Annotated in this window: 16 protein-coding genes; 9 read left to right on the top strand and 7 right to left on the bottom strand. The window is 71.4% G+C overall.

The window, feature by feature from the left end; translation table 11 throughout:
- Position 1 precedes the first annotated feature (1 nt).
- The 5 genes from ACIA8D_RS37220 to ACIA8D_RS37240 form a co-directional block, all read right to left on the bottom strand.
- Positions 2 to 964 (bottom strand): HpcH/HpaI aldolase/citrate lyase family protein, encoded by a 963-nt coding sequence (locus ACIA8D_RS37220; protein ID WP_399239091.1) that lies wholly within the window; start codon positions 962 to 964, stop codon positions 2 to 4.
- The gene (locus ACIA8D_RS37225) at positions 961 to 3,009 is read right to left on the bottom strand and encodes a protein meaA (RefSeq protein WP_399239093.1); all 2,049 of its coding nucleotides are present in this window, start codon (positions 3,007 to 3,009) and stop codon (positions 961 to 963) included. Before ACIA8D_RS37225 ends, ACIA8D_RS37220 begins: the two co-directional genes overlap by 4 nt.
- A 34-nt stretch (positions 3,010 to 3,043) precedes the next feature.
- Entirely contained in the window at positions 3,044 to 4,381 is a 1,338-nt protein-coding gene (gene ccrA, locus ACIA8D_RS37230; RefSeq protein WP_399239095.1) for a crotonyl-CoA carboxylase/reductase, read from the bottom strand.
- 473 nt (positions 4,382 to 4,854) lie between these two features.
- Positions 4,855 to 5,688, bottom strand: coding sequence for a TetR family transcriptional regulator (locus tag ACIA8D_RS37235; RefSeq protein ID WP_399239137.1), 834 nt, complete (start codon positions 5,686 to 5,688; stop codon positions 4,855 to 4,857).
- Between the two features lie 85 nt (positions 5,689 to 5,773).
- Positions 5,774 to 7,564, bottom strand: a complete 1,791-nt coding sequence (locus ACIA8D_RS37240; RefSeq protein ID WP_399239097.1) for a 3-hydroxyacyl-CoA dehydrogenase family protein — start codon at positions 7,562 to 7,564, stop codon at positions 5,774 to 5,776.
- A 321-nt stretch (positions 7,565 to 7,885) separates the two neighbouring features.
- On the opposite strand from ACIA8D_RS37240, the gene ACIA8D_RS37245 reads away from it, so the two are divergent.
- Positions 7,886 to 8,458, top strand: a complete 573-nt coding sequence (locus tag ACIA8D_RS37245) for an adenylosuccinate lyase (RefSeq protein ID WP_399239099.1) — start codon at positions 7,886 to 7,888, stop codon at positions 8,456 to 8,458.
- Positions 8,459 to 8,470: 12 nt separating this feature from the next.
- Here the strand turns inward: ACIA8D_RS37245 and ACIA8D_RS37250 are convergent, their stop codons facing one another.
- Positions 8,471 to 8,869: a RidA family protein gene (locus ACIA8D_RS37250; protein WP_399239101.1), complete on the bottom strand. Its 399-nt coding sequence runs from the start codon at positions 8,867 to 8,869 to the stop codon at positions 8,471 to 8,473.
- 11 nt (positions 8,870 to 8,880) lie between these two features.
- Entirely contained in the window at positions 8,881 to 9,921 is a 1,041-nt protein-coding gene (locus ACIA8D_RS37255; protein ID WP_399239103.1) for an Rv2578c family radical SAM protein, read from the bottom strand.
- Between the two features lie 188 nt (positions 9,922 to 10,109).
- Between ACIA8D_RS37255 and ACIA8D_RS37260 the strand changes: the two genes are divergently transcribed.
- From ACIA8D_RS37260 to ACIA8D_RS37295, 8 genes are all read left to right on the top strand, one after another.
- The gene (locus tag ACIA8D_RS37260) at positions 10,110 to 10,553 is read left to right on the top strand and encodes an SRPBCC family protein (protein ID WP_399239105.1); all 444 of its coding nucleotides are present in this window, start codon (positions 10,110 to 10,112) and stop codon (positions 10,551 to 10,553) included.
- Between the two features lie 209 nt (positions 10,554 to 10,762).
- Positions 10,763 to 13,171, top strand: coding sequence for an MFS transporter (locus tag ACIA8D_RS37265; RefSeq protein ID WP_399239107.1), 2,409 nt, complete (start codon positions 10,763 to 10,765; stop codon positions 13,169 to 13,171).
- A 239-nt stretch (positions 13,172 to 13,410) separates the two neighbouring features.
- Entirely contained in the window at positions 13,411 to 15,792 is a 2,382-nt protein-coding gene (locus ACIA8D_RS37270; RefSeq protein ID WP_399239109.1) for a SpoIIE family protein phosphatase, read from the top strand.
- Between the two features lie 85 nt (positions 15,793 to 15,877).
- Positions 15,878 to 16,603, top strand: a complete 726-nt coding sequence (locus ACIA8D_RS37275; protein ID WP_399239111.1) for a class I SAM-dependent methyltransferase — start codon at positions 15,878 to 15,880, stop codon at positions 16,601 to 16,603.
- Between the two features lie 129 nt (positions 16,604 to 16,732).
- Positions 16,733 to 17,566: a M55 family metallopeptidase gene (locus ACIA8D_RS37280; protein WP_399239113.1), complete on the top strand. Its 834-nt coding sequence runs from the start codon at positions 16,733 to 16,735 to the stop codon at positions 17,564 to 17,566.
- Positions 17,559 to 18,911 carry a M20/M25/M40 family metallo-hydrolase gene (locus ACIA8D_RS37285; protein WP_399239115.1) on the top strand — a complete coding sequence of 451 codons (1,353 nt, stop codon included), beginning with the start codon at positions 17,559 to 17,561 and terminating at the stop codon, positions 18,909 to 18,911. Before ACIA8D_RS37280 ends, ACIA8D_RS37285 begins: the two co-directional genes overlap by 8 nt.
- A 109-nt stretch (positions 18,912 to 19,020) precedes the next feature.
- Positions 19,021 to 21,123, top strand: a complete 2,103-nt coding sequence (locus ACIA8D_RS37290) for a prolyl oligopeptidase family serine peptidase (RefSeq protein WP_399239117.1) — start codon at positions 19,021 to 19,023, stop codon at positions 21,121 to 21,123.
- Positions 21,120 to 22,052 (top strand): LD-carboxypeptidase, encoded by a 933-nt coding sequence (locus ACIA8D_RS37295; RefSeq protein ID WP_399239119.1) that lies wholly within the window; start codon positions 21,120 to 21,122, stop codon positions 22,050 to 22,052. Before ACIA8D_RS37290 ends, ACIA8D_RS37295 begins: the two co-directional genes overlap by 4 nt.
- Positions 22,053 to 22,104: the final 52 nt, after the last annotated feature.

Genomic DNA, 22,104 nt, shown 5'->3' on the forward strand with positions numbered 1-22,104 from the left:
GTCACGCCTCCGGGATCTCGAACTTGGACGTGCGCTGCATGCCGGCCGCGCGTCCCTTCCCGGAGATGACGAGCGCCATCTTCCGGCTGGCCTCGTCGATCATCTCGTCGCCGAGCATCGCGGAGCCCTTCTTGCCGCCGGCCTCGGACGTGCAGTAGTCGTACGCGTCCAGGATCAGCTCGGCGTGGTCGTAGTCCTCCTGGGACGGCGAGAAGACCTCGTTGGCGGCCTCGACCTGGCCGGGGTGCAGCACCCACTTGCCGTCGAAGCCGAGCGCCGCGGCGCGCCCCGCGACCTCGCGGAAGCCGGCGACGTTCTTGATCTGGAGGTAGGGGCCGTCGATCGCCTGGAGGTCGTTGGCGCGGGCCGCCATCAGGATCTTCATCAGGATGTAGTGGTACGCGTCGGCGCCGTAGCCGGGCGGCTGCTCGCCGACGACCAGGGACTTCATGTTGATGGAGGCCATGAAGTCGGCCGGGCCGAAGATGATGGTCTCGGTGCGCGGCGAGGCCTCGGCGATGGCGTTGACGTTGTTGAGGCCCTGCGCGTTCTCGATCTGCGCCTCGATGCCGATCTTGCCGACCTCGAAGCCCATCGTCTTCTCGATCTGGGTGAGCAGCAGGTCGAGCGCGACGACCTGCTCGGCAGTCTGCACCTTCGGCAGCATGATGCAGTCGAGGTTCTGGCCCGCGCCCTCGACGACGGTCACGACGTCGCGGTAGGTCCACTCGGTCGTCCAGTCGTTGACCCGCACGACGCGCGTCTTGCCCGTCCAGTCGCCCTCGTTGAGGAACTTCACGATGGTGTGCCGCGCCTCGGGCTTGGCGAGCGGTGCGCAGGCGTCCTCCAGGTCGAGGAAGACCTGGTCGGCGTCGAGGCCCTGGGCCTTCTCCAGGAAGCGCGGGTTCGAGCCGGGCACGGCAAGACACGAACGGCGCGGGCGAAGGCGGTTGACCTGGGTCATGCGGGGACCTCCAGTGGGTCGAGGTGGTTCGCTGTGCGGATCTCGTCGACGATACGGCCGATGATCTCCGTGATGCCGAAGTCCTTGGGGGTGAAGACGGCGGCCACACCCGCCCGCTTCAGGTCCTCGGCGTCGGCGTTGGGGATGATGCCGCCGACGATCACGGGGATGTCGGTGGCGCCCGCCTCGTGCAGGCGGGCGAGCACGTCGGGCACGAGCTCGGCGTGCGACCCGGACAGGATCGACAGGCCGACGCAGTGCACGTCCTCGGCGAGAGCCGCGGAGACGATCTGCTCGGGCGTGAGCCGGATGCCCTGGTAGACCACCTCGAACCCGGCGTCGCGGGCCCGTACGGCGATCTGCTCGGCGCCGTTGGAGTGCCCGTCCAGGCCCGGCTTGCCGACCAGGAGGCGGAGCTTGCCGCCCAGTTCCTCGCCGGTGCGGCGGACCTTCTCGCGGACCTCGGCGAGCGGGGTGCCCTCCTCGGCCGCGACCGCGACCGGCGCCGACGAGACGCCCGTGGGGGCGCGGAACTCGCCGAACACCTCGCGCAGGGCCGCCGCCCACTCGCCGGTCGTGACCCCGGAGCGGGCGCACTCGAGGGTGGCCTCCATGAGGTTCTCCGTGCCCGCCGCGGCCTCCTTCAGGCGCTCCAGGGCCTGCCGGGTGGTCGGGTAGTGGAACGGGTCGCCCATGCCCTGCCGGTCCGAGGACTCCTCACGCGTGGTGCGCCAGTCGCCGATGGCCGCCACGACCCGGGCCTCGACGTCGTGGTCCACCGTCATGATCGCGGTGTCCAGGTCGGCGGTGAGCGGGTTCGGCTCGGTCGACTCGTAGACGTTCACACCGACGATCTTCTCCTCGCCGGCCTCGATCCGCGCGCGGCGCTCCGCGTGCGAGGAGACGAGCTGCGACTTGAGGTAGCCGGACTCGACGGCGGCCAGCGCGCCGCCCATCTCCTGGATCCGGTCGATCTCGGCGAAGGACTCGGCGACCAGCTCGTCGACCTTCTTCTCGATGACGTGCGAGCCCGCGAAGATGTCCTCGTACTCCAACAGGTCGCTCTCGTGGGCGAGGACCTGCTGGATACGGAGCGACCACTGCTGGTCCCAGGGGCGGGGCAGGCCCAATGCCTCGTTCCAGGCGGGGAGCTGGACGGCGCGGGCGCGCGCGTCCTTGGAGAGCGTCACGGCCAGCATCTCCAGCACGATCCGCTGGACGTTGTTCTCCGGCTGGGCCTCGGTCAGGCCCAGCGAGTTGACCTGCACCCCGTACCGGAAGCGGCGCTGCTTCGCGTTCTCGATGCCGTACCGCTCGCGCGTGATCTGGTCCCAGATCCGCCCGAACGCCCGCATCTTGCACATCTCCTCGATGAAGCGGACGCCCGCGTTCACGAAGAAGGAGATGCGGGCCACGACGTCCCCGAACTTCTCCTCGGGGACCTGCCCTGAGTCGCGTACGGCATCGAGAACCGCGATGGCGGTGGACATCGCGTACGCGATCTCCTGGACCGGAGTGGCCCCCGCCTCCTGGAGGTGGTAGCTGCAGATGTTGATCGGGTTCCACTTCGGCATGTTCGCCACGGTGTACGCGATCATGTCGGTGGTCAGGCGGAGCGAGGGCCCCGGCGGGAACACGTGGGTGCCCCGCGACAGGTACTCCTTGACGATGTCGTTCTGCGTCGTGCCCTGGAGCGCGGCGAGGTCCGCGCCCTGCTCCTCCGCGACCACCTGGTAGAGCGCCAGGGTCCACATGGCGGTGGCGTTGATCGTCATCGAGGTGTTCATCTGCTCCAGGGGGATGTCCTGGAACAGCCGCCGCATGTCACCGAGGTGGGACACCGGGACGCCGACGCGGCCGACCTCACCCCGCGCGAGGATGTGGTCGGGGTCGTACCCGGTCTGGGTCGGCAGGTCGAAGGCGACCGACAGACCCGTCTGGCCCTTGGCGAGGTTGCGCCGGTACAGCTCGTTGGACGCCTCGGCCGTGGAGTGACCGGCGTACGTGCGCATCAGCCACGGCCGGTCCTTCTGGCGCTCAGTCATCTGCTGTGTCTCCTACGGGAGTTCAGACGGACGGTCAGACGTTCCGGAACCGGTTGATGGCGTCGATGTGCTGCGCCCGCTTCTCGTGGTCGCGCACGCCGAGGCCCTCCTCGGGGGCGAGCGCGAGGACGCCGACCTTGCCCTGGTGGAGGTTGCGGTGCACGTCGTAGGCGGCCTGCCCGGTCTCTTCGAGGGAGTACGTCCTCGACAGCGTCGGGTGGATCTTGCCCTTGGAGATCAGGCGGTTCGCCTCCCACGCCTCGCGGTAATTGGCGAAGTGCGAGCCGATGATGCGCTTCAGGGACATCCACAGGTAGCGGTTGTCGTACTCGTGCATGTAGCCCGAGGTCGAGGCGCACGTGGTGATGGTGCCGCCCTTGCGCGTGACGTAGACGCTGGCACCGAAGGTCTCACGGCCGGGGTGCTCGAAGACGATGTCGATGTCCTCGCCGCCGGTGAACTCGCGGATGCGCTTGCCGAAGCGCTTCCATTCCTTCGGGTCCTGGGTGCGCTCGTCCTTCCAGAACTTGTAGCCCTCGGCGTTGCGGTCGATGACCGCCTCGGCGCCCATGGCCCGGCAGATGTCGGCCTTCTCGGGGGAGGAGACGACGCAGATGGGGTTGGCGCCGCCGGCGAGCGCGAACTGCGTGGCGTAGGAGCCGAGGCCGCCGCTCGCGCCCCAGATCAGCACGTTGTCGCCCTGCTTCATGCCGGCGCCGTTGCGCGAGACGAGCTGGCGGTACGCGGTGGAGTTCACGAGGCCGGGAGCCGCGGCCTCCTCCCAGCTGAGGTGGTCCGGCTTCGGCATCAGCTGGTTGGACTTGACGAGCGCGATCTCGGCGAGCCCGCCGAAGTTCGTCTCGAAGCCCCAGATGCGCTGCTCGGGGTCGAGCATCGTGTCGTTGTGGCCGTCGCTCGACTCCAGCTCGACGGAGAGGCAGTGCGCGACGACCTCGTCGCCGGCGTGCCAGGCGTTGACGCCGGGGCCGGTGCGCAGCACGACGCCCGCGAGGTCGGAGCCGATGATGTGGTACGGCAGGTCGTGACGCTTCGTCAGGTCGCTCAACTTGCCGTAGCGCTCCAGGAATCCGAAGGTCGCCATCGGCTCGAAGATCGAGGTCCAGACGGAGTTGTAGTTCACGGAGGAGGCCATGACGGCGACGAGCGCCTCGCCGGGGCCGAGCTCGGGGACCGGCACGTCGTCCAGGTGGATGGACTTGCGCGGGTCCTTGTCGCGGGTGTCGAGCCCCGCGAACATCTCCGTCTCGTCCTTGTGCACGGTGATCGCGCGGTACGAGTCGGGGAGCGGCAGGGCGGCGAAGTCGGCAGACGTGGCGGTCTGCGACTGAATCGCGTCCAGGATGTCCTTCACGGTGGTGCCTCCGGCGTTTCGCGTTTGAGGGGAACGCTGAGTCGGGTGTGGCTGCTGAGGGTTTTGAGGGTGTGCCGTCGGTTCGGCGGGGGTGGTGCTGTGGCAGCGCTTGGTGTGGCGCGGAAGGTTGCCTGTGACGCAGGCGCCCGGGCGCACGAATCACGGTCGTTCATGACTCGCGGGGACAGCCGTTGCACTGAGGTTCTCTGTGCGCCGGCCGCCCGGACACCTTCAACGTATGGCACGCCGTGACAACGCACAAGGCACTGCGTGCCATGAATTTCGCTCAGCTGTAATTTTTCCGCTTCATGTGAGCGATGATCGATCAGTCGAGGTCAGGGGCGGGTTTCCGGGCCCGCAAAGGATCGATGATCGATCGCCGGGTGCGGCGGGGGGAGGTTTGACCAACGAAAAGGGCGCCTCACCTGGCACTGCGTGCCAGGTGAGGCGCCCTTCGAAAAAAGACTGCCGTGTCAGCGGTTGCGGAGCGCGTCCTCGATCGTGCGCATGACCTCCGGAAGTGGCGCGTCCGTGCGCGCCACCGTCACCAGGACCTCGCCGGAGCGCGAGACCTGCGCGGGGGCCGAGGGCTCCGCCGGCGTGCGGCCCGCGCCGATGCCGGTGCCGAAGGTGCGGCGCACGATCGCGAAGGCGTGGTCGAGCTGCGTCTCCACGTCGCCCTGGCCGTCCGCCCGCAGCCAGCGCCGCAGTACGTGGTTGTGGGCGGTGACGACGGCGGACGCGGCGACCTCGGCGAGCAACGGGTCGTCGTTGCCGTCGTGGTGCGCCTGCTCGTCGAAGTGGCCGAGCAGGTAGCGGGTGAACAGCCGCTCGTAGCGGGCCACCGAGGCGATCTCGGCCTCGCGCAGCGTCGGTACCTCGCGGGTCAACTGGTAGCGCGCCACGGACACCGCGGGCTGCGCGGCGTACATCTTCATGACTTCCTTGATGCCCCGGCACACCGTGTCCAGCGGGTGCTCCAGGGGTGGCGCCGCGTTCAGGACGGCCTCCGCGCGCACCAAGGTGTCGTCGTGGTCCGGGAAGATCGCCTCTTCCTTGGAGCGGAAGTGGCGGAAGAACGTGCGCCGGGCGACCCCGGCGGTCGCGGCGATCTCGTCGACCGTCGTCGCCTCGTACCCCTTCGTGGCGAAGAGTTCCATCGCCGCGGCCGCCAGCTCGCGGCGCATCTTGAGCCGCTGGGCGGCGGCCCGATTGCCCGCGGCGCTCTCCGGGGCGTCGGGCGTGGCGGAACCGCGAGAGGTCTGAGAGGTCTGGTCGGCCTTGGACATGACCCGAACGTACTGCATGTACGTGCCCGGTGGTGCCCCGGTCAGCGGGCCGCCCGACTCCCCGAGCAGCCCGCCCCAACCAGATTCCGCCTCCCCGAACGAATCAGCGCTTGGCATATTCGCGGAAACCACGGCCCGTCTTGCGGCCGAGGCAGCCCGCGGCCACCAGGTGCTCCAGGAGCGGAGCGGGGGCGAGGCCCGGGTCGCGGAACTCGCGGTGCAGGACGCGCTCGATGGCGAGGGAGACGTCCAGGCCGACCACGTCGAGCAGTTCGAACGGGCCCATCGGGTAGCCTCCGCCGAGCTTCATCGCGGCGTCGATGTCGTCGAGCGAGGCGTAGTGCTCCTGGACCATCTTGATCGCGTTGTTCAGGTACGGGAAGAGCAGCGCGTTCACGATGAACCCGGCCCGGTCCCCGCAGTCCACGGGGTGCTTGCGGACCTTGCGGGTCAGCTCGCGGACGGTGGCGTGCACCTCGTCGGACGTGAGCACCGTGCGCACGACCTCGACGAGCTTCATGGCCGGCGCCGGGTTGAAGAAGTGCATCCCGATGACGTCCTGCGGGCGCGAGGTGGCACGGGCGCAGGCGACGACGGGCAGCGAGGAGGTCGTGGTCGCGAGGATCGCGCCGGGCTTGCAGACCTTGTCGAACGTCGCGAACAGCTGCCGCTTCACGTCCAGGTCCTCGGCGACGGCCTCCAGGGCCAGGTCGACCTCGGCGAACGCGTCGTAGGAACCGGCGGGGGAGATGCGCGCGAGTGTCTCCTCGGCGTTCTCCGGGGTCATCCGGCCCTTGTCGACGGATCGCTTGAGCGACTTGCCGATCCGGGACTTGGCCGTCTCCGCCTTCTCCTCGCTGCGGGCCGCGAGCACCACGTCGTACCCGGCCTTCGCGAACACCTCGGCGATGCCGGAGGCCATCGTTCCCGAGCCCGCGACACCGACGGAGCGGACCGTGCGGGAGGGCCCGGTGAGCGCGTCGCTGAGCGGCGTCAGCGCGTCGCGCACCACGACGGCGCTGCCCGGCGCCTCGTACGTGTAGAAGCCGCGGCCCGCCTTGCGCCCGGTCAGACCCGCCTCGCTGAGCTGCTTGAGGATCGGGGCGGGGGCGTGCAGGCGGTCGTGCGACTCGGCGTACATGGCATCGAGGACGGTGCGGGCCGTGTCGACGCCGATCAGGTCGAGCAGGGCGAGGGGGCCCATCGGCAGCCCGCAGCCCAGCTTCATCGCGGCGTCGATGTCCTCGCGCGAGGCGTACTTGGCCTCGTACATGGCGGCGGCCTGGTTGAGGTAGCCGAACAGCAGTCCGTCGGCGACGAAGCCGGGCCGGTCGCCGACCGCGACCGGGTCCTTGCCCAGTTCGATGGCGAGATCGGTGACGGTGGCGACGGCGGCCGGCGCGGTGAGCACGCTGGAGACCACCTCGACGAGCTTCATCGCGGGAGCCGGGTTGAAGAAGTGCAGGCCGAGGACGCGCTCGGGCCGCTGCGAATCGGCCGCGAGCCGGGTCACCGAGAGCGCGTTGGTGCCGGTCGCGAGGACGGTGTCGGGGCGCACGATGCCGTCGAGTTCACGGAAGACCTGCTGCTTGATCTCGTACGACTCCGGGACGACCTCGATCACCAGGTCGGCCTCGGCCGCGGCCTGCAGGTCGGTGAACGTACGGAAGCGGGCGAGCAGGTCCGCGCGCTGCTGCTCGGTGAGGTGCTCGCGGCGCACCGCACGCGCCGTCGAGGCCTCCAGGGACGCCACGGCCTGCTCGGTGGCGGACTCGCTGATGTCGATGCCGACGACCTCGCGCCCGGCACGGGCCAGGACCTCGGCGATGCCGGTGCCCATGGTGCCGAGGCCGACGACGGCCACAGTTGAGATACGGGACAGGGGAGCGTCCATCTGGGAACTCCAGAAAATGAGGGGTGAGGACTGCTGCGACTGATCCGCCGCACGCGCGCGGTCAACGGGCGCAAGAAGTGCGGGAGTTGAATCGAACCGGCGGGCCCTGTCCCGGGGCCTGGCCGTACTGCGGTACGCACAGGTACCGAACCGACTGACACCCACGACGGCTGCGTCACCAGGCCGTCGCGAGCAGTGCTGCGGGAAGTATGCCCCGCTCACCTGAGCTTAACCAGCGAGTAACGAGCGCGCCAGCCCTGACTGTTGAAAGGTGGCTGTGATCTACGTCGCCGCAGGCCGTGCGCGTCTACCCTCGACGTCATGGACGAAGAGTCGCGAACGGTAACGGAACGCATCCGGAAGGAATCCGGTGGAACGCCCGCGTTCGAGCAGTTGGCCGCCTCCCACGACCGGGATGAACTGGCGGCGGTGCTCACCGCGCCGCAGCAGCCGCTGTGGGCGCGGGAGCTGGCGGCGTACCGGCTCGGCATGGCTGGCGACGGCCGCGCCTTCGAGTCCCTCGTCCTGCTGCTCAACCACCGTGACCCGGAGCGTTGCGCCGCGGCGGCCGAGGCCCTCGCCGCACTCGGCGACCCGCGCACGGCGCGGGCGGCGGCGGCCCTGGCGACGAACGAGCTGCGCGTCGCCTACGCGCTGCACCCGGTCCGCCTCCTCACGCAGCTTCGCGCCCCGGAATCGGCACCGGCCCTGATCGCCACGCTCCGTCGCCGCCTCGTCCCGCACGACCCGTACCGGAAGGTGGCGCTCGCCTGCGTCGAGGGCCTGGGCAGCCTCGCCGACCCCCGGGCCCGCGAGGTCCTGAAGGAGGCGGCCACCCACCAACGCCTCGCGATGGCGGCGGAGGCGGCCCTGGCGAGACTGCCGCGGAGCTGAGTCCGCCCGCCGTCACTCGGCCGCGACGGCCAACGCCTCGATCTCCATCAGAAACCCCGGCGCCATGAGTGCGGCGACCTGCACCGCGGAGGCGGCGGGCAGCCGCGCCGGGTCCAGGAACTCGTCGCGGGCCCGGCGCACGGCGGGCATGTGGGCCACGTCCGTCACGAAGTACGTCACCTTCACCACGTCCTCGAAGGACGCGCCCGCCGCGGCGAGACACCGGCGCAGGTTCTCGAACACCTGCCGCGCCTGTGCCAACGGGTCGCCCGTGCCGACCAGTTCGCCCTTCTCGTCGAGGGCGAGCTGGCCGGACACGGCGATGAGGCGGCCGCTGCCCATGACCACGTGGCTGTAGGCGGGGGCGGGGGCGATGCCGTCAGGGGCGGGGATGTGGGTGAGGTGTGTCATGGCGGCCATCCTCACAGCAGGGTGAGTTGGGTCGGTGTGTCGGGGGTTCGGGGGGCCTCGGGGGCGGGGACGCGGCGGTGTGCTGCCGCCCGGCTCGGGCCGATGCCGTACTCCTCCGCCAGTTCGTGGACCTGGCGGGTCACACGGCGCTGGTACCACTTCGGGGCGTAGGCGCCCTCCGCGTACAGGCGCTCGTAGCGGCGTACGAGGTGCGGGTGGTGCTGGGACAGCCAGCCCATGAACCACTCGCGGGCGCCGGGGCGCAGGTGCAGGACGAGCGGGGTCACGGAGGTGGCGCCCGCGGCGGCGATCGCGCGGACCGTCGCGCGCAGCTGGTCCGGGTGGTCGCCGAGGAAGGGGATCACCGGGGCCATCAGGACCCCGCAGCCGACGCCGGCGTCGGTCAGGGCGCGTACGACGTCGAGGCGGCGCTCCGGCGCGGGCGTGCCCGGCTCCACGGTGCGCCACAGCTCCTGGTCCACGAAGCCGACGGACACCGAGATGCCGACGTCCGTCACCTCCGCCGCCTGGCGCAGGAGCGGCAGGTCCCGCAGGATCAGCGTGCCCTTGGTGAGGATCGAGAACGGGTTCGCGTAGTCGCGCAGCGCCTGGATGATCCCGGGCATCAACTGGTAGCGCCCCTCGGCCCGTTGATAGCAGTCGACGTTAGTGCCCATCGCGATGTGCTCGCCGTGCCAGCGCCGCGAGGCGAGATGGCGGCGCAGCAGCTGCGGCGCGTTCACTTTCACCACGATCTGGCTGTCGAAGCCGAGCCCGGTGTCGAGATCCAGATAGCGGTGGGTGTTGCGGGCGAAGCAGTAGACGCACGCGTGAGTGCAGCCCCGGTACGGGTTGACGGTCCACTCGAACGGCATCCGCGACGCCCCCGGCACCCGGTTCACGATCGACCGGGCCCGGATCTCGTGGAACGTCACCCCGCGGAATTCCGGGGTGTCGAACGTACGGCTCACCACCGTGTCCGCGCCGAACAGCGCGGCGTCCCGGGCCCGCCCGTGGTCGACGGGCTCGTCCGTGAGGTTCTCCCAGCGCATGACGCCTCCTCGGTAGCACTGACCACAGAATAGAACACACGTTCCCTTGATGGTGCGAACCCTGCCCAACGAAGGCCCGGCCCCGATTTGGGCGGCCGGTACGGAGGGTGGTTGGCTTGACACCGCCCCAGGGCCGCCGGTCGCCCGGGCGGGCGGTCCCTGAAGAACCGATTGCTGGAGGAAGTGTCATGGCGCAGGTCGAGGCCACCACGGAACGTGTCGTCGCCGCGAAGCCGGACGACGTCTTCGACGCCCTCGCCGACTACAGCGGCACGCGCGCGAAGATGCTGCCCGAGCACTTCAGCGAGTACGAGGTCCGCGAGGGCGGCGACGGCGAGGGCACGCTCGTGCACTGGAAGCTCCAGGCCACCAGCAAGCGCGTGCGCGACTGCCTGCTCGACGTGACCGAGCCGACCGACGGCGAACTCGTCGAGAAGGACCGCAACTCCTCCATGGTCACGACGTGGCGCGTCACCCCGGCCGGCGAGGGTCAGTCCCGCGTCGCCGTCACGACCGTGTGGAACGGTGCGGGCGGCATCGGCGGCTTCTTCGAGAAGACCTTCGCCCCCAAGGGCCTCGCCCGGATCTACGACGCCGTGCTCGCGGGGCTCGCGGCCCAGGTCGAGAAGTGACCTGCGTGCGCGGGCAGTTGTGACGCTCGCGCACCGGTCCGCCGCTCACCGTTTCGAGTGGTCTTCGTTCCGCCGCCGTTGTACGCCGTAGGGCTCCCACCGGCGGATACGTCGCTCCGGCCCACCTGAACAGCGACTCGCCGCGCTTGCCCCCAGTTGTCGCGCAATGCGAGAAATGGGCCGCGCAAGGGCGACGAGGGGAGCTGCAGGTGGGCACGGTGACGCTGGTGACCGATCCGGTCGGGGAGCCGGTGGCCCCGCCCGACTTCCCGCCGGAGCCGCAACGGCCCGCTGAATCGGCCCAGTTGCCCGGCCACGGCCTCAGCCCGCGCCGCGTGCGCATGGTCTTCGTCGCCCTCATGCTGGCGCTGCTGCTCGCCGCCCTCGAGCAGATGATCGTCGCCACGGCGCTGCCCCGGATCGTCGGCGAACTGCACGGCCTGGACAAGATGTCCTGGGCGATCACCGCCTACCTGCTGACCTCCACCGTCGGCCTGCCGATCTACGGAAAGCTCGGCGACCTCTTCGGGCGCAAAGGCGTCTTCCAGTTCGCGATCGTCGTCTTCATCATCGGCTCCGCGCTCGCGGGCCGGGCCCAGACGATGGACCAGCTCATCGCCTTCCGCGCCCTCCAGGGCGTCGGCGCGGGCGGGCTCATGATCGGCGTACAGGCGATCATCGGCGACATCGTGCCGCCGCGCGAACGCGGCCGCTACATGGGCCTGATCGGCGCCGCGTTCGGCCTCGCCTCCGTCGCGGGCCCGCTGCTCGGCGGCTACTTCACCGACCACCTCTCCTGGCGCTGGTGCTTCTACATCAACGTCCCGTTCGGCCTGCTCACCCTCGCGGTGACGGCCGTCGTCCTCAAGCTCCCGAAGCCCACGAAGAAGCCCCGACTCGACGTACTGGGCGCCCTGTTGCTGGCCGGCGCCTCCACCTGCCTGGTCCTGCTGACCAGTTGGGGCGGCACCGAGTACGAGTGGGGCGACCGCGTCATCGTCGGGCTCGGGGCGGGCGCCCTCGCCTCGACGCTCCTCTTCCTCCTCGCCGAGAAGTTCGCCGCCGAACCCCTCATCCCGCTGCGGCTGTTCCGCGACTCGGTGTTCAACGTCAGCGGGCTCGTCGGCATGGTCGTGGGCGTCGCGCTGTTCGGCGCGGCGAGCTATCTGCCGACGTTCCTGCAGATGGTCGACGGGGCGTCGGCGACCGAGTCGGGCCTGCTGATGCTCCCGATGATGGGCGGAGTGGTGGTGGCCTCCATCGTCTCCGGCCAACTCATCAGCCACACGGGCAAGTACAAGGCGTACCCGATCCTGGGCGGCGCCCTGTCGACGGCGGGCATGTACCTCCTCTCCCGCCTCGAAGTCGACACACCCCGCCTCGAATACAGCGTCTACATGGCCGTGTTGGGCGCGGGCATCGGCCTGATCATGCCGGTCCTCGTGCTCGCCGTGCAGAACTCCGTACGGGCATCGGACCTCGGCACCGCCACCAGCGCCAACAACTACTTCCGGCAGATCGGTGGCAGCGTCGGCGCCGCGATCTTCGGCACGCTCTTCGCGGACCGGCTCACCGACGCGCTCGCCGACCGGGTGCCCGACACCGGGCGTGGCCTGCCCGACGCCGAGTCCATCACCCCGCAGCTCGTGCACGCGATGCCCGCCGCGCTGCGCACCCCGTACATCGAGGCGTACGCCGACGCGATGCCCCGGATCTTCCTCTACTTGGTGCCGGTCCTCGTCCTGGGCCTGCTCCTCGCCTTCTTCCTCAAGGAGACCCCTCTCTTGTCCAGTTCCGCCGGTTCCGTCGGCTCCGAGACCCACGCCATCCCCACGCAGGAGCGCTCCACCGCATACGCCGCCGGGGTCCCGGTCTGCGGCACCGTACGGCACTCCGACGGCACGCCGGTGCCGCGTGCCGCGCTCACCCTCATCGACGTGGGCGGTTCCCAGATCGGCCGCGGCGCGAGCGGCGACGACGGCCGGTACGCGCTCGCGACGCCGGGCACCGGCTCGTACGTCCTGATCGCCGCGGCGGGTGGCCACCAGCCGCAGGCCGTGACGGTCACGGTGGGCGAGCGTCCGGTCGACCTGGACGTGGTCCTCGGCGGCGCGGGCCGCCTTGCGGGTGCGGTGCTGACGGCGGACGGGACCCCCGTACGCGAAGCGATCGTCACCCTCACGAACGTGCACGGCGAGGTGGTCGCGACGACCCGCAGCGGGCGCGAAGGCACCTACGTCATCACGGAGTTGGTGGCCGGCGAGTACACCCTGGCCGCCAGCGCCCCGGCGTTCCGCCCGGCCGCGATGCCGGTGACCGTGATGGCCTCCCGTGAGACCCGTCAGGACGTGGAGCTGGCGGGCGGGGCGATGCTGCGAGGGACGGTACGGGCGGGTGGCGGGCGTCCGGTGGAGGACGCGCGCGTCACACTCCTCGACGTGGCGGGCAACGTGGTGGACACGCTGACCACGGGCCCGGACGGCACGTTCCGCTTCCTGGACCTGGCCTCCGGCGAATACACGGTGATCGCCGCGGGCTACCCCCCGGTCGCCACGGTCCTCCAGGTGGCCGGCGGCGGCCGCACCGACCGCGACCTCCAACTGGGCCACGAGGACTGACCATCACCTTGCCGCGGCCCACGGCGGTGCGGCATCGAGCGGCGCCGGTAAATCAAGCCCCTGCGGCGATTGAGGAGCGGGGTCCGGGGCAGAGCCCCGGGGGCGGAGGACGGTCGACCGCAACCGGGAAGCCAACCCCCGCACCGCAATTACCGCCAAGAAGCCCCCCGTCTACCGGCGGAGCCGTACCGTGGAAAGGCGGCGCACACCCCCGTCGCGCCAAAGAAGGGATCGCGGCGATGCACGGCACCGGTCAAGCCCCGCAGGGCCGCGTCCCGCTTGCCGTTGTGGTCATCGACCACGCGGGCCGCGTCTCGCACTGGAGCAGCGGCGCCCGCCGCCTCTTCGGCCCGCCCAAGGAGGACGCGGTGGGCCGCCCTGCCGCCGACCTCCTGCCGGTCTCCGGGGCCCTCCCCCAAGAGGGCCCCGCGCCCCACGACTTGGAGGAGTCGCTCGGCGGACAGCTGTCCTACCCGGCCGCGGGCCGTGCCCGCCTCGACACCAGCGCGGAGCCCCGCGACCGCATCGACGTCCTGTGGTGGGCGTACCCCCTGGTGGGCCCGGGCCCCGAGCGGCTGCTCGTCCTGGCCGCCGACGCCCACCGGCTGGGCGGTGACGAGGGGCCGGAGGTCGAGCGGATAGCCCCGGCCTTCGCGCTGCACACGGACTTCCCGGCGGCCGACGAGCTCGCCCGCAAGCTGCCCGAGATCCTGCCGAGCATGAGCGTCTCCGAGAGCGCCCGGATCGTGTCCCAGGTGCTCGAACTCGGCTACCCGGTCCTGGAGTTCAGCCAGCACGACCGGGTCCCCGTCACCGCGGACTGGGGCGTCTCGCGGCGCACGGAGCGCAAGGCGCGCCGCGCGGAGGCCGCCCGCGCCACCGCCTCCGGCGTGCCCTCCCCGCGCTCGCCGCTCGACGACGCCGACACCACCGAGGACCTCGAGTACGCGGCCGTGCGGGACCGCCTCGAATTCCTCAACGAGGTGAGCGGCCGCATCGGTTCGTCCCTCGACCTCTCCCGCACCATCGTCGAGGTCAGCCGCGCGGTCGTACCGCGCTTCACGGACGTCGCGGGCACGTATCTGCGCGAGCAGGTCGTCGCGGGCGAGGGCTTCCCCGAGGGCCCGCCCGACGCCACCACGATGTGGCACCGCGTCGCCCTGGAGCACACCGACGAACCGGGCCGCTGGGACGATGTCGTACCGGTCGGCGAGTCCATGCCGTTCCCGGTGCACACCCCGTTCTTCCAGTGCATGACCAGCGGCGACCCGGTCCTCGTGCCGTACATCTCGGAGGAGATGGGCAACGCGATCGCGTCGCAGTTCGAGAAGCGGGACATCCGCCCGCTCATCAACCACCGCTCGATGCTGGTCGTCCCGCTCAAGGCCCGCAACGTGGTGCTGGGCTTCATGATCCTGCTGCGCCACCAGGAGCGGCCCGTGTTCAACGACATGGACCGCGCCACCGGCGCCGAACTCGCCGCGCGGGCCGGCCTCGTACTCGACAACGCGCGCATGTACACGTACCAGGAGGCCGTCGCCGAGACGCTCCAGGACAGCATGCTGCCGCAGATCGAGCCGCACATGCCGGGCTGCGACATCGCCACCCGGTACCTCCCGGGCACGCTGCTCGGCAGGGTGGGCGGCGACTGGTTCGACTCCATCAAGCTGCCGGGCGCGCGCACCGCGCTGGTCGTCGGCGACGTGATGGGGCACGGGCTCAACTCGGCGGCCATGATGGGCCAGTTGCGCACGGCCGTGCAGACCATGGCGGCGCTCGACCTGCCGCCCGCCCAACTCCTGCGCAACCTCGACGACCTGGCGCAGCGGCTCGGCGACAACTACCTCGCCACCTGCCTGTACGCGGTGTACGACCCCATCGCGGGGGAGCTGCACCTCGCCAACGCCGGGCACATCCCGCCGGCCCTCGTGCGCGCGGCCGACGGCGGCAGCGAACTGCTCGAACTGCCCACGGGCGCGCCGATCGGCGTCGGTGGCGTGCCCTTCGAGTCCGTACGGATCCCGGTCGCTCCCGGCGACCGGCTGGTGATGTGCACGGACGGCCTGGTCGAGGTGCGCGGCGAGGACATCGGTGTGGGGCTCGCGACGCTCTGCGAGTCCGCCGCCCACCCGGCCGCGTCCATGGACGACGCCTGCGACACCATCATCCGCTCGCTGGCCACCAGGGGCGGCCGCAAGGACGACGTGGCGCTGCTGCTGGCCCGGCTCAACGGGTTCGCGCGCGAGGACGTCGCCCACTGGACGTTCGAGCCGGAGGCCGCCGAGGTGCCGCGCGCGCGTGCCCTTGTCGGCGAACAGCTCGCGCAGTGGGGCCTGTTGGGGATCGCGGACGCCGCCGAACTGATCGTGAGCGAACTCGTCACCAATGCCGTGCGCCATGCGCGCGGCGGCCCCGTGCAGCTGCGCCTGGTGCGCTCCGGGACGCTGCTGTGCGAGGTCGAGGACACCGAGCACGCGCTGCCGAACCTGCTCAACGCGGGGCCCGGCGACGAGTTCGGGCGCGGGCTGCGCGTGGTGGCGCGGCTCTCGCGCGCGTGGGGCACGAGCCGCACCGCGACGGGAAAGACCGTGTGGTTCGAACTTTCCGCGTCGTCCCGGTGAAGGTGCGCCCGGCGTGCTTGTGGGGCGCGGCCCGGAGCGGTAGACCGATCTGACACTTCGGCTGCCGCACCTTGGGGAGGGTTCCATGAGCGTGAGCGAGCGCTACAGGGAAGCGTGGGAGAGTTTCTGGGAGGACGCGTCGGCGGAGCCGGGCGGGGTCTTCTGGGATGCCGAGCCCGCGCTGACGGCGGGACTCCATCTCGCCGTGTTCGAGCCAGAGTTGGCGTCTCCTGACCTGCCGATGGTGGACCTCGGCTGCGGCAACGGCACGCAGACCCGCTTCCTCGCCGACCGCTACCCGAGAGTCGTCGGCGCCGATCTGTCGGCCGCCGCCCTCGGCCGCGCCCGCGAGGCCGACCCGGCGGGACAGGCCGACTACCGGGAGCTGGACGCCACGGACAACGGCCAAATGGGTTTCCTGCACGCCGAGTTGGGTGACGTCAACGTCTACATGCGAGGGGTGCTGCACCAGAGCGAGCCCGCCGACCGGCAGCTGTTGCTCGACGCCATCGCGGCGCTCGTCGGCGAGCGCGGCCGCGGCTTCGTGGTCGAGCTGTCGGAGCGGGCGCGGCCGATCCTGGAGGAGCTCGCGGCGGGGCCGTCCGGGCCGCCGCCCAAACTGGGCGAGGTGTTCTCGCACGGCATCGCGCCCGGCGAGGTCTCCGACGAGGCGGTGCCCGGGTACGTGGCGTCGGCGGGCCTCTCGGTGCTCGCGGCGGGCGAGCTGCCGCTCATGACGACGGACTTCTCGCCCGACGGCGCGCGCATCGAGCTGCCGTCGACATGGCTGGTGGTGGGGCGGGCGGACTGACTCCGTGCGCCGCCGCGCAACGCGCTGACGAGCGAGAACTCCTCTTTCCGGGTGGGAAATTGGTATAGACCACTGAGAGTTATCCACAGGTCTGGTGCGGCCTGGCCGGATCCGCGTACGGTTCTGGCCATGAAGATCCTCATCAGCGCCGACATGGAGGGGGCCACGGGCGTCACCTGGCCCGCGGACGTCCTGCCCGGCACACCGCAGTGGGAGCGCTGCCGTTCCATGTTCACGTCGGACGTGAACGCGGCGGCGCTCGGCTTCTTCGACGGCGGCGCCGACGAGGTGCTGATCAACGAGGCGCACTGGACGATGCGCAACCTGCTGCTCGAACAGCTCGACGAGCGGGTGCAGATGCTCACCGGACGGCACAAGTCGCTGTCCATGGTGGAGGGCGTCCAGCACGGCGACGTCGACGGCATCGCGTTCATCGGCTACCACGCGGGCGCCGGCATGGAGGGTGTGCTCGCGCACACCTACCTGGCGAACCAGATCACGGGCGTCTGGGTCAACGACGTACGGGCGAGCGAGGGCCTGCTGAACGCGCATGTGGTGGCCGAGTACGGCGTGCCCGTCGTCCTCGTCACCGGCGACGACCACGCGTGCGACGACGCGCTCGGGTACGCGCCCGAGGCCCGCAAGGTCGCCGTCAAGGACCACGTCTCCCGGTACGCGGCCGTGTGCCGCACCCCCGCGCGCACCGCCGCAGACATCAGGGCCGCCGCCAAGGACGCCACGTCCGTCGCGGTGCGCCACGAACCCGTTCAGGGCGGGCCGTTCACGATCCAGGTGGAGTTCGACGCCGAGCACCTCGCGATGGCCTCGACCGTCGTGCCGGGCGTGCGCCGGGTCGGCGAACGGAAGATCGCGTACACCCACGAGACCATGTACGAGGGCATCCGCACCTTCAAGGCGGTCACCACGATCGCCTCGGCCGCGGTGGAGGAACAGTATGGCTGAGCAGGCCCACAGCGCGGCATCCCTCGGGACCGTCGACCAGCAGGCGCTCGACGAGGTCGTGACCTTCACGTCCGAGCTGATCCGTATCGACACCACGAACCGCGGCGGCGGCGACTGCCAGGAGCGGCCCGCCGCCGAGTACGCGGCGGAGAAGCTGTCCGAGGCCGGTCTCAAGCCGACGATCCTGGAGCGCACCCCGGGCCGCGGCAATGTCGTCGCCCGCATCGAGGGCACCGACCCCACGGCCGAGGCCCTGCTCGTCCACGGCCACCTCGACGTCGTGCCCGCCGAGGCCGCCGACTGGAGCGTCGACCCGTTCTCCGGCGAGATCCGCGACGGCGTCGTGTGGGGCCGCGGCGCGGTCGACATGAAGAATATGGACGCGATGATCCTGGCGACCGTGCGCCAGTGGGCGCGCGTCGGGTTCCGGCCCCGCCGGGACATCGTCATCGCCTTCACGGCCGACGAGGAGGCCAGCGCCGAGGACGGTTCGGGCTTCCTCGCCGACCAGCACCCCGGCCTCTTCGAGGGCTGCACCGAAGGCATCAGCGAGTCCGGCGCCTTCACCTTCCACGACGGGGGCGGCAGGCAGCTGTACCCGATCGCGGCGGGGGAGCGGGGCACCGGCTGGCTGAAGCTCACCGCGCGCGGCAAGGCGGGCCACGGCTCCAAGGTCAACAAGGCCAACGCGGTGGGCCGGCTCGCCGCCGCGGTCGCCCGGATCGACGCGCACGAGTGGCCGGTGCGGCTCACGCCGACGGTGCGCGCCGCGCTCACCGAGATGGCCGCGCTGTACGGCATCAGGGCCGACGTCGACGCGCCGGACTTTGACGTCGACGCGCTGCTCGCGGCGCTCGGCCCGGCCGCCGCCCTGGTCGAGCCCACCGTGCGCAACAGCGCCAACCCGACGATGCTGTCCGCCGGTTACAAGATCAACGTGATTCCGGGGGAGGCCACGGCGCACGTCGACGGCCGCTACCTGCCGGGCGGCGAGGACGAGTTCAAGACGACCCTCGACAAGCTCACGGGCCCCGACGTCGACTGGGATTACCACCACCGCGAGGTCGCGCTGCAGGCGCCGGTCGACTCGCCGACGTACGCGCGGATGCGCGCGGCCGTGGAGGAGTTCGCCCCCGAGGGCCACGTCGTCCCGTACTGCATGTCCGGCGGCACCGACGCCAAGCAATTCTCCCGGCTCGGCATCACCGGCTACGGCTTCGCCCCGCTCAAGCTGCCCGAGGGCTTCGACTACCAGGCGCTGTTCCACGGCGTGGACGAGCGCGTTCCGGTGGAGGCGCTGCACTTCGGGGTACGTGTGCTCGACAGGTTCCTGCGCACGGCCTGAGTCGTCCGCACACGCAATCAGTTGAAACACCCGCAGGGACACGGACTAGGAAAAGATGGCGGACGCGAAGAACATGGGGGCCACCGGACAAATGCGGGGCGGGGACGAGATGCTGCACACGCGAGAGTACGGATCCTGGCCGTCGCCGATCGACGCCGAACTGGCGGCGGCGCACGACGGGCAGCCCGAATATGTCGGCTTCGTCGGCGCCGAGGCCTGGTGGACCGAACCCCGGCCCACCGAGGCGGGCCGCCGCGCCCTGGTGCGCCGCCTCGCCGACGGCACGGAGCGCTCGGTGCTGCCCGCGCCGTGGAACGTGCGCAGCCGCGTCATCGAGTACGGCGGCCGCCCCTGGGCCGGAGCCGAGCGCCCCGAGGGCCCGCTGGTCGTCTTCGTGAACTTCGCCGACCAGCGCCTGTACGCGTACGAGCCCGACGCTCCCGGCGCCGAGCCGCGTCCGCTCACGCCGGTGTCCGACGTCGGCGGCGGGCTGCGCTGGGTCGACCCGCAACTGCACATCGAGCGCGGCGAAGTGTGGTGCGCCCTGGAGGAGTTCACCGGCGAGGGCCCCGGCGACCTGCGGCGCCTGGTCGTGGCCGTGCCGCTCGACGGCTCGGCGGCCGAGGACCGGGCCGCGGTGCGCGAACTCTCCGACGACGCCCACCGGTTCGTCACCACCGCCCGGCTCTCGCCCGACGGGCGACGCGCCGCGTGGATCGCCTGGGACCACCCGCGGATGCCGTGGGACGGTACGGAACTGCTGCTCGCGGAGGTCACCGACGACGGCGCGTTCGGCCCGGCGCAGCCCGTCGCGGGCGGCGTGGAGGAGTCCGTATGCCAGGTCGAGTGGGCGCCCGACGGCGGACTGCTGTTCTCCAGCGACCGCAGCGGCTGGTGGAACCTGTACCGGCTCGATGTGCACGGCGGGTGGGAGGTCCCGGCCGGGGGAGCGCGGCCGTCCCGCGGCGCCGACGTCCGTGGGGCCGCCGCCCTGTCCGTCCCCACCACCCCGCAGGGTGCCCTCGCGCGGCCGACACTTGCCGCCGCCCGGCCGCTGTGCGCCCGCGACGAGGAATTCGGCGGGCCGATGTGGAAGCTCGGCCTGAGCTGGTTCAAGCCGCTGGAGGCCGGCCTGATCGCCGTCGTGCACGGCGTCGGCGCCACCGCGCTCGGCATCCTCGACCCGGAGACCGGCGAGGTCGTCGACACGGCCGGGCCCTGGACGGCCTGGTCGGCCACGCTCGCCGTGCACGGCAGCCGCGTCGTCGGCGTCGCCGCGAGCCCGCGCACCGCGCCCGAGGTCGTCGAACTCGACACCGGCACCGGACACACCCGCGTGATCGGCGCCGCGCACGACGACCCGGTCGACCCCGCGTACTACCCGGAACCCCAGATCCGCACGTTCGACGGCCCCGACGGGCGGGACATCCACGCCCACATCTACCCGCCGCACAGCCCCACCCACGTCGCCACCGACGGCGAGCTCCCGCCGTACGTCGTGTGGGCGCACGGCGGCCCCACCAGCCACGCGCCCCTCGTACTCGACCTGGAGATCGCCTACTTCACCTCGCGCGGCATCGGCGTCGCCGAGGTCAACTACGGCGGCTCGACCGGATACGGGCGGGAGTACAGAAACCGGCTGCGCGAGCAGTGGGGCGTCGTCGACGTCGAGGACTGCGCGGCCGTCGCGCTCGCCCTCGCCGAGGAGGGCACCGCCGACGGCGAGCGGCTCGCCATCCGCGGCGGCAGCGCCGGAGGCTGGACCTGCGCGGCATCCCTGACCAGCACGGACGTCTACGCCTGCGGCACGATCATCTACCCCATCCTCGATCTGACCGGCTGGGCCGAGGGGGAGACCCACGACTTCGAGTCCCGGTACCTGGAGTCGCTCGTCGGACCGCTCGCCGAGGTGCCCGCGCGCTACGCGGAGCGCTCGCCGGCCGAGCACGCCGACCGCCTCTCGGTCCCGTTCCTGCTGCTCCAGGGACTCGACGACGTGATCTGTCCGCCCGTCCAGTGCGAGCGGTTCCTGGAGCGGGTGGAGAGCGAGGGGCGGCGGGTGCCGCACGCGTACATCGCGTTCGAGGGCGAGGGGCACGGATTCCGCAGGGCGGACACGATGATCCGCGCCCTGGAGGCGGAACTCTCCCTGTACGCCCAGACGTTCGGCCTCCAGCCGAGTGGAGTCCCCACCCTTGAGCTGACCAAGTGAGGCCACTGCGCCGCCCGGAGCGACTGGCTCCGGGCGCGCGGGTCGCCGTCGTCGCGCCCAGCGGTCCGGTCCCCGATGAGGCGCTGCAGACCGGGCTCGACATCCTGCGCGGCTGGGACCTGGAACCGGTCGTGGCGCCCCATGTCCTCGACACCCACGGGGAGTTCGACTACCTGGCGGGCGCGGACGCCGACCGAGCGGCCGACCTCCAGCGGGCCTGGTGCGACCCGGACGTCGACGGGGTGCTGTGCGCCCGCGGCGGGTACGGGGCTCAGCGGATGGTCGACCTCCTGGACTGGGACGCGATGCGGGCGGCTCGGCCCAAGGTGTTCGTCGGCTACAGCGACATCACCGCGCTGCACGAGGCGTTCGCGGTGCGGCTCGGGGTGAGCACGCTGCACGGGCCGATGCTCGCCACGGCCGACTTCCTCAAGAACCCGCGGGCCCAGGAACATCTGCGGGCGACGCTGTTCGAGCCCGAGACGGTGCGGGTGATCTCCGCGGTGGGGGGGGTGGGGGGGGGCGGGGGCGTTCTGGTGCCCGGTACCGCGCGCGGTGTGACCCTGGGCGGGTGCCTGTCGCTGCTCGCGGCGGATGCCGGGACGGCGGGGGCGCGGGGGGCCGCCCTGGGCGGGTTGCTGTGTCTGGAGGACGTGGGCGAGGAGGCGTACCGGGTCGACCGCTATCTGACGCAGTTGCTGCGCGGGGGGCTGCTGGACGGTGTGGCCGGGATCCTGCTCGGCTCGTGGTCGGACTGCGACCCGCTGCGCGGGCTGCTGATGGATCGCTTGGGCGGCCTCGGAGTTCCGATGGTGGACGACTTCGGCTTCGGCCACTGCGAGGGTGCGCTGACGCTGCCGCTGGGGGTGGCGGGTGCCTTGGACGCGGCCGCCGGAACGTTGACGCTGGACGTCCCCGCGCTGACCTGACCCGTGCCTGGGGCCGTCGTCCTGGGCGCGCGGCACCGGGCGCCGCCTTGCC

Origin of the sequence: Streptomyces sp. NPDC051684 (assembly GCF_044453445.1) — a bacterium.
Classification (GTDB): domain Bacteria; phylum Actinomycetota; class Actinomycetes; order Streptomycetales; family Streptomycetaceae; genus Streptomyces.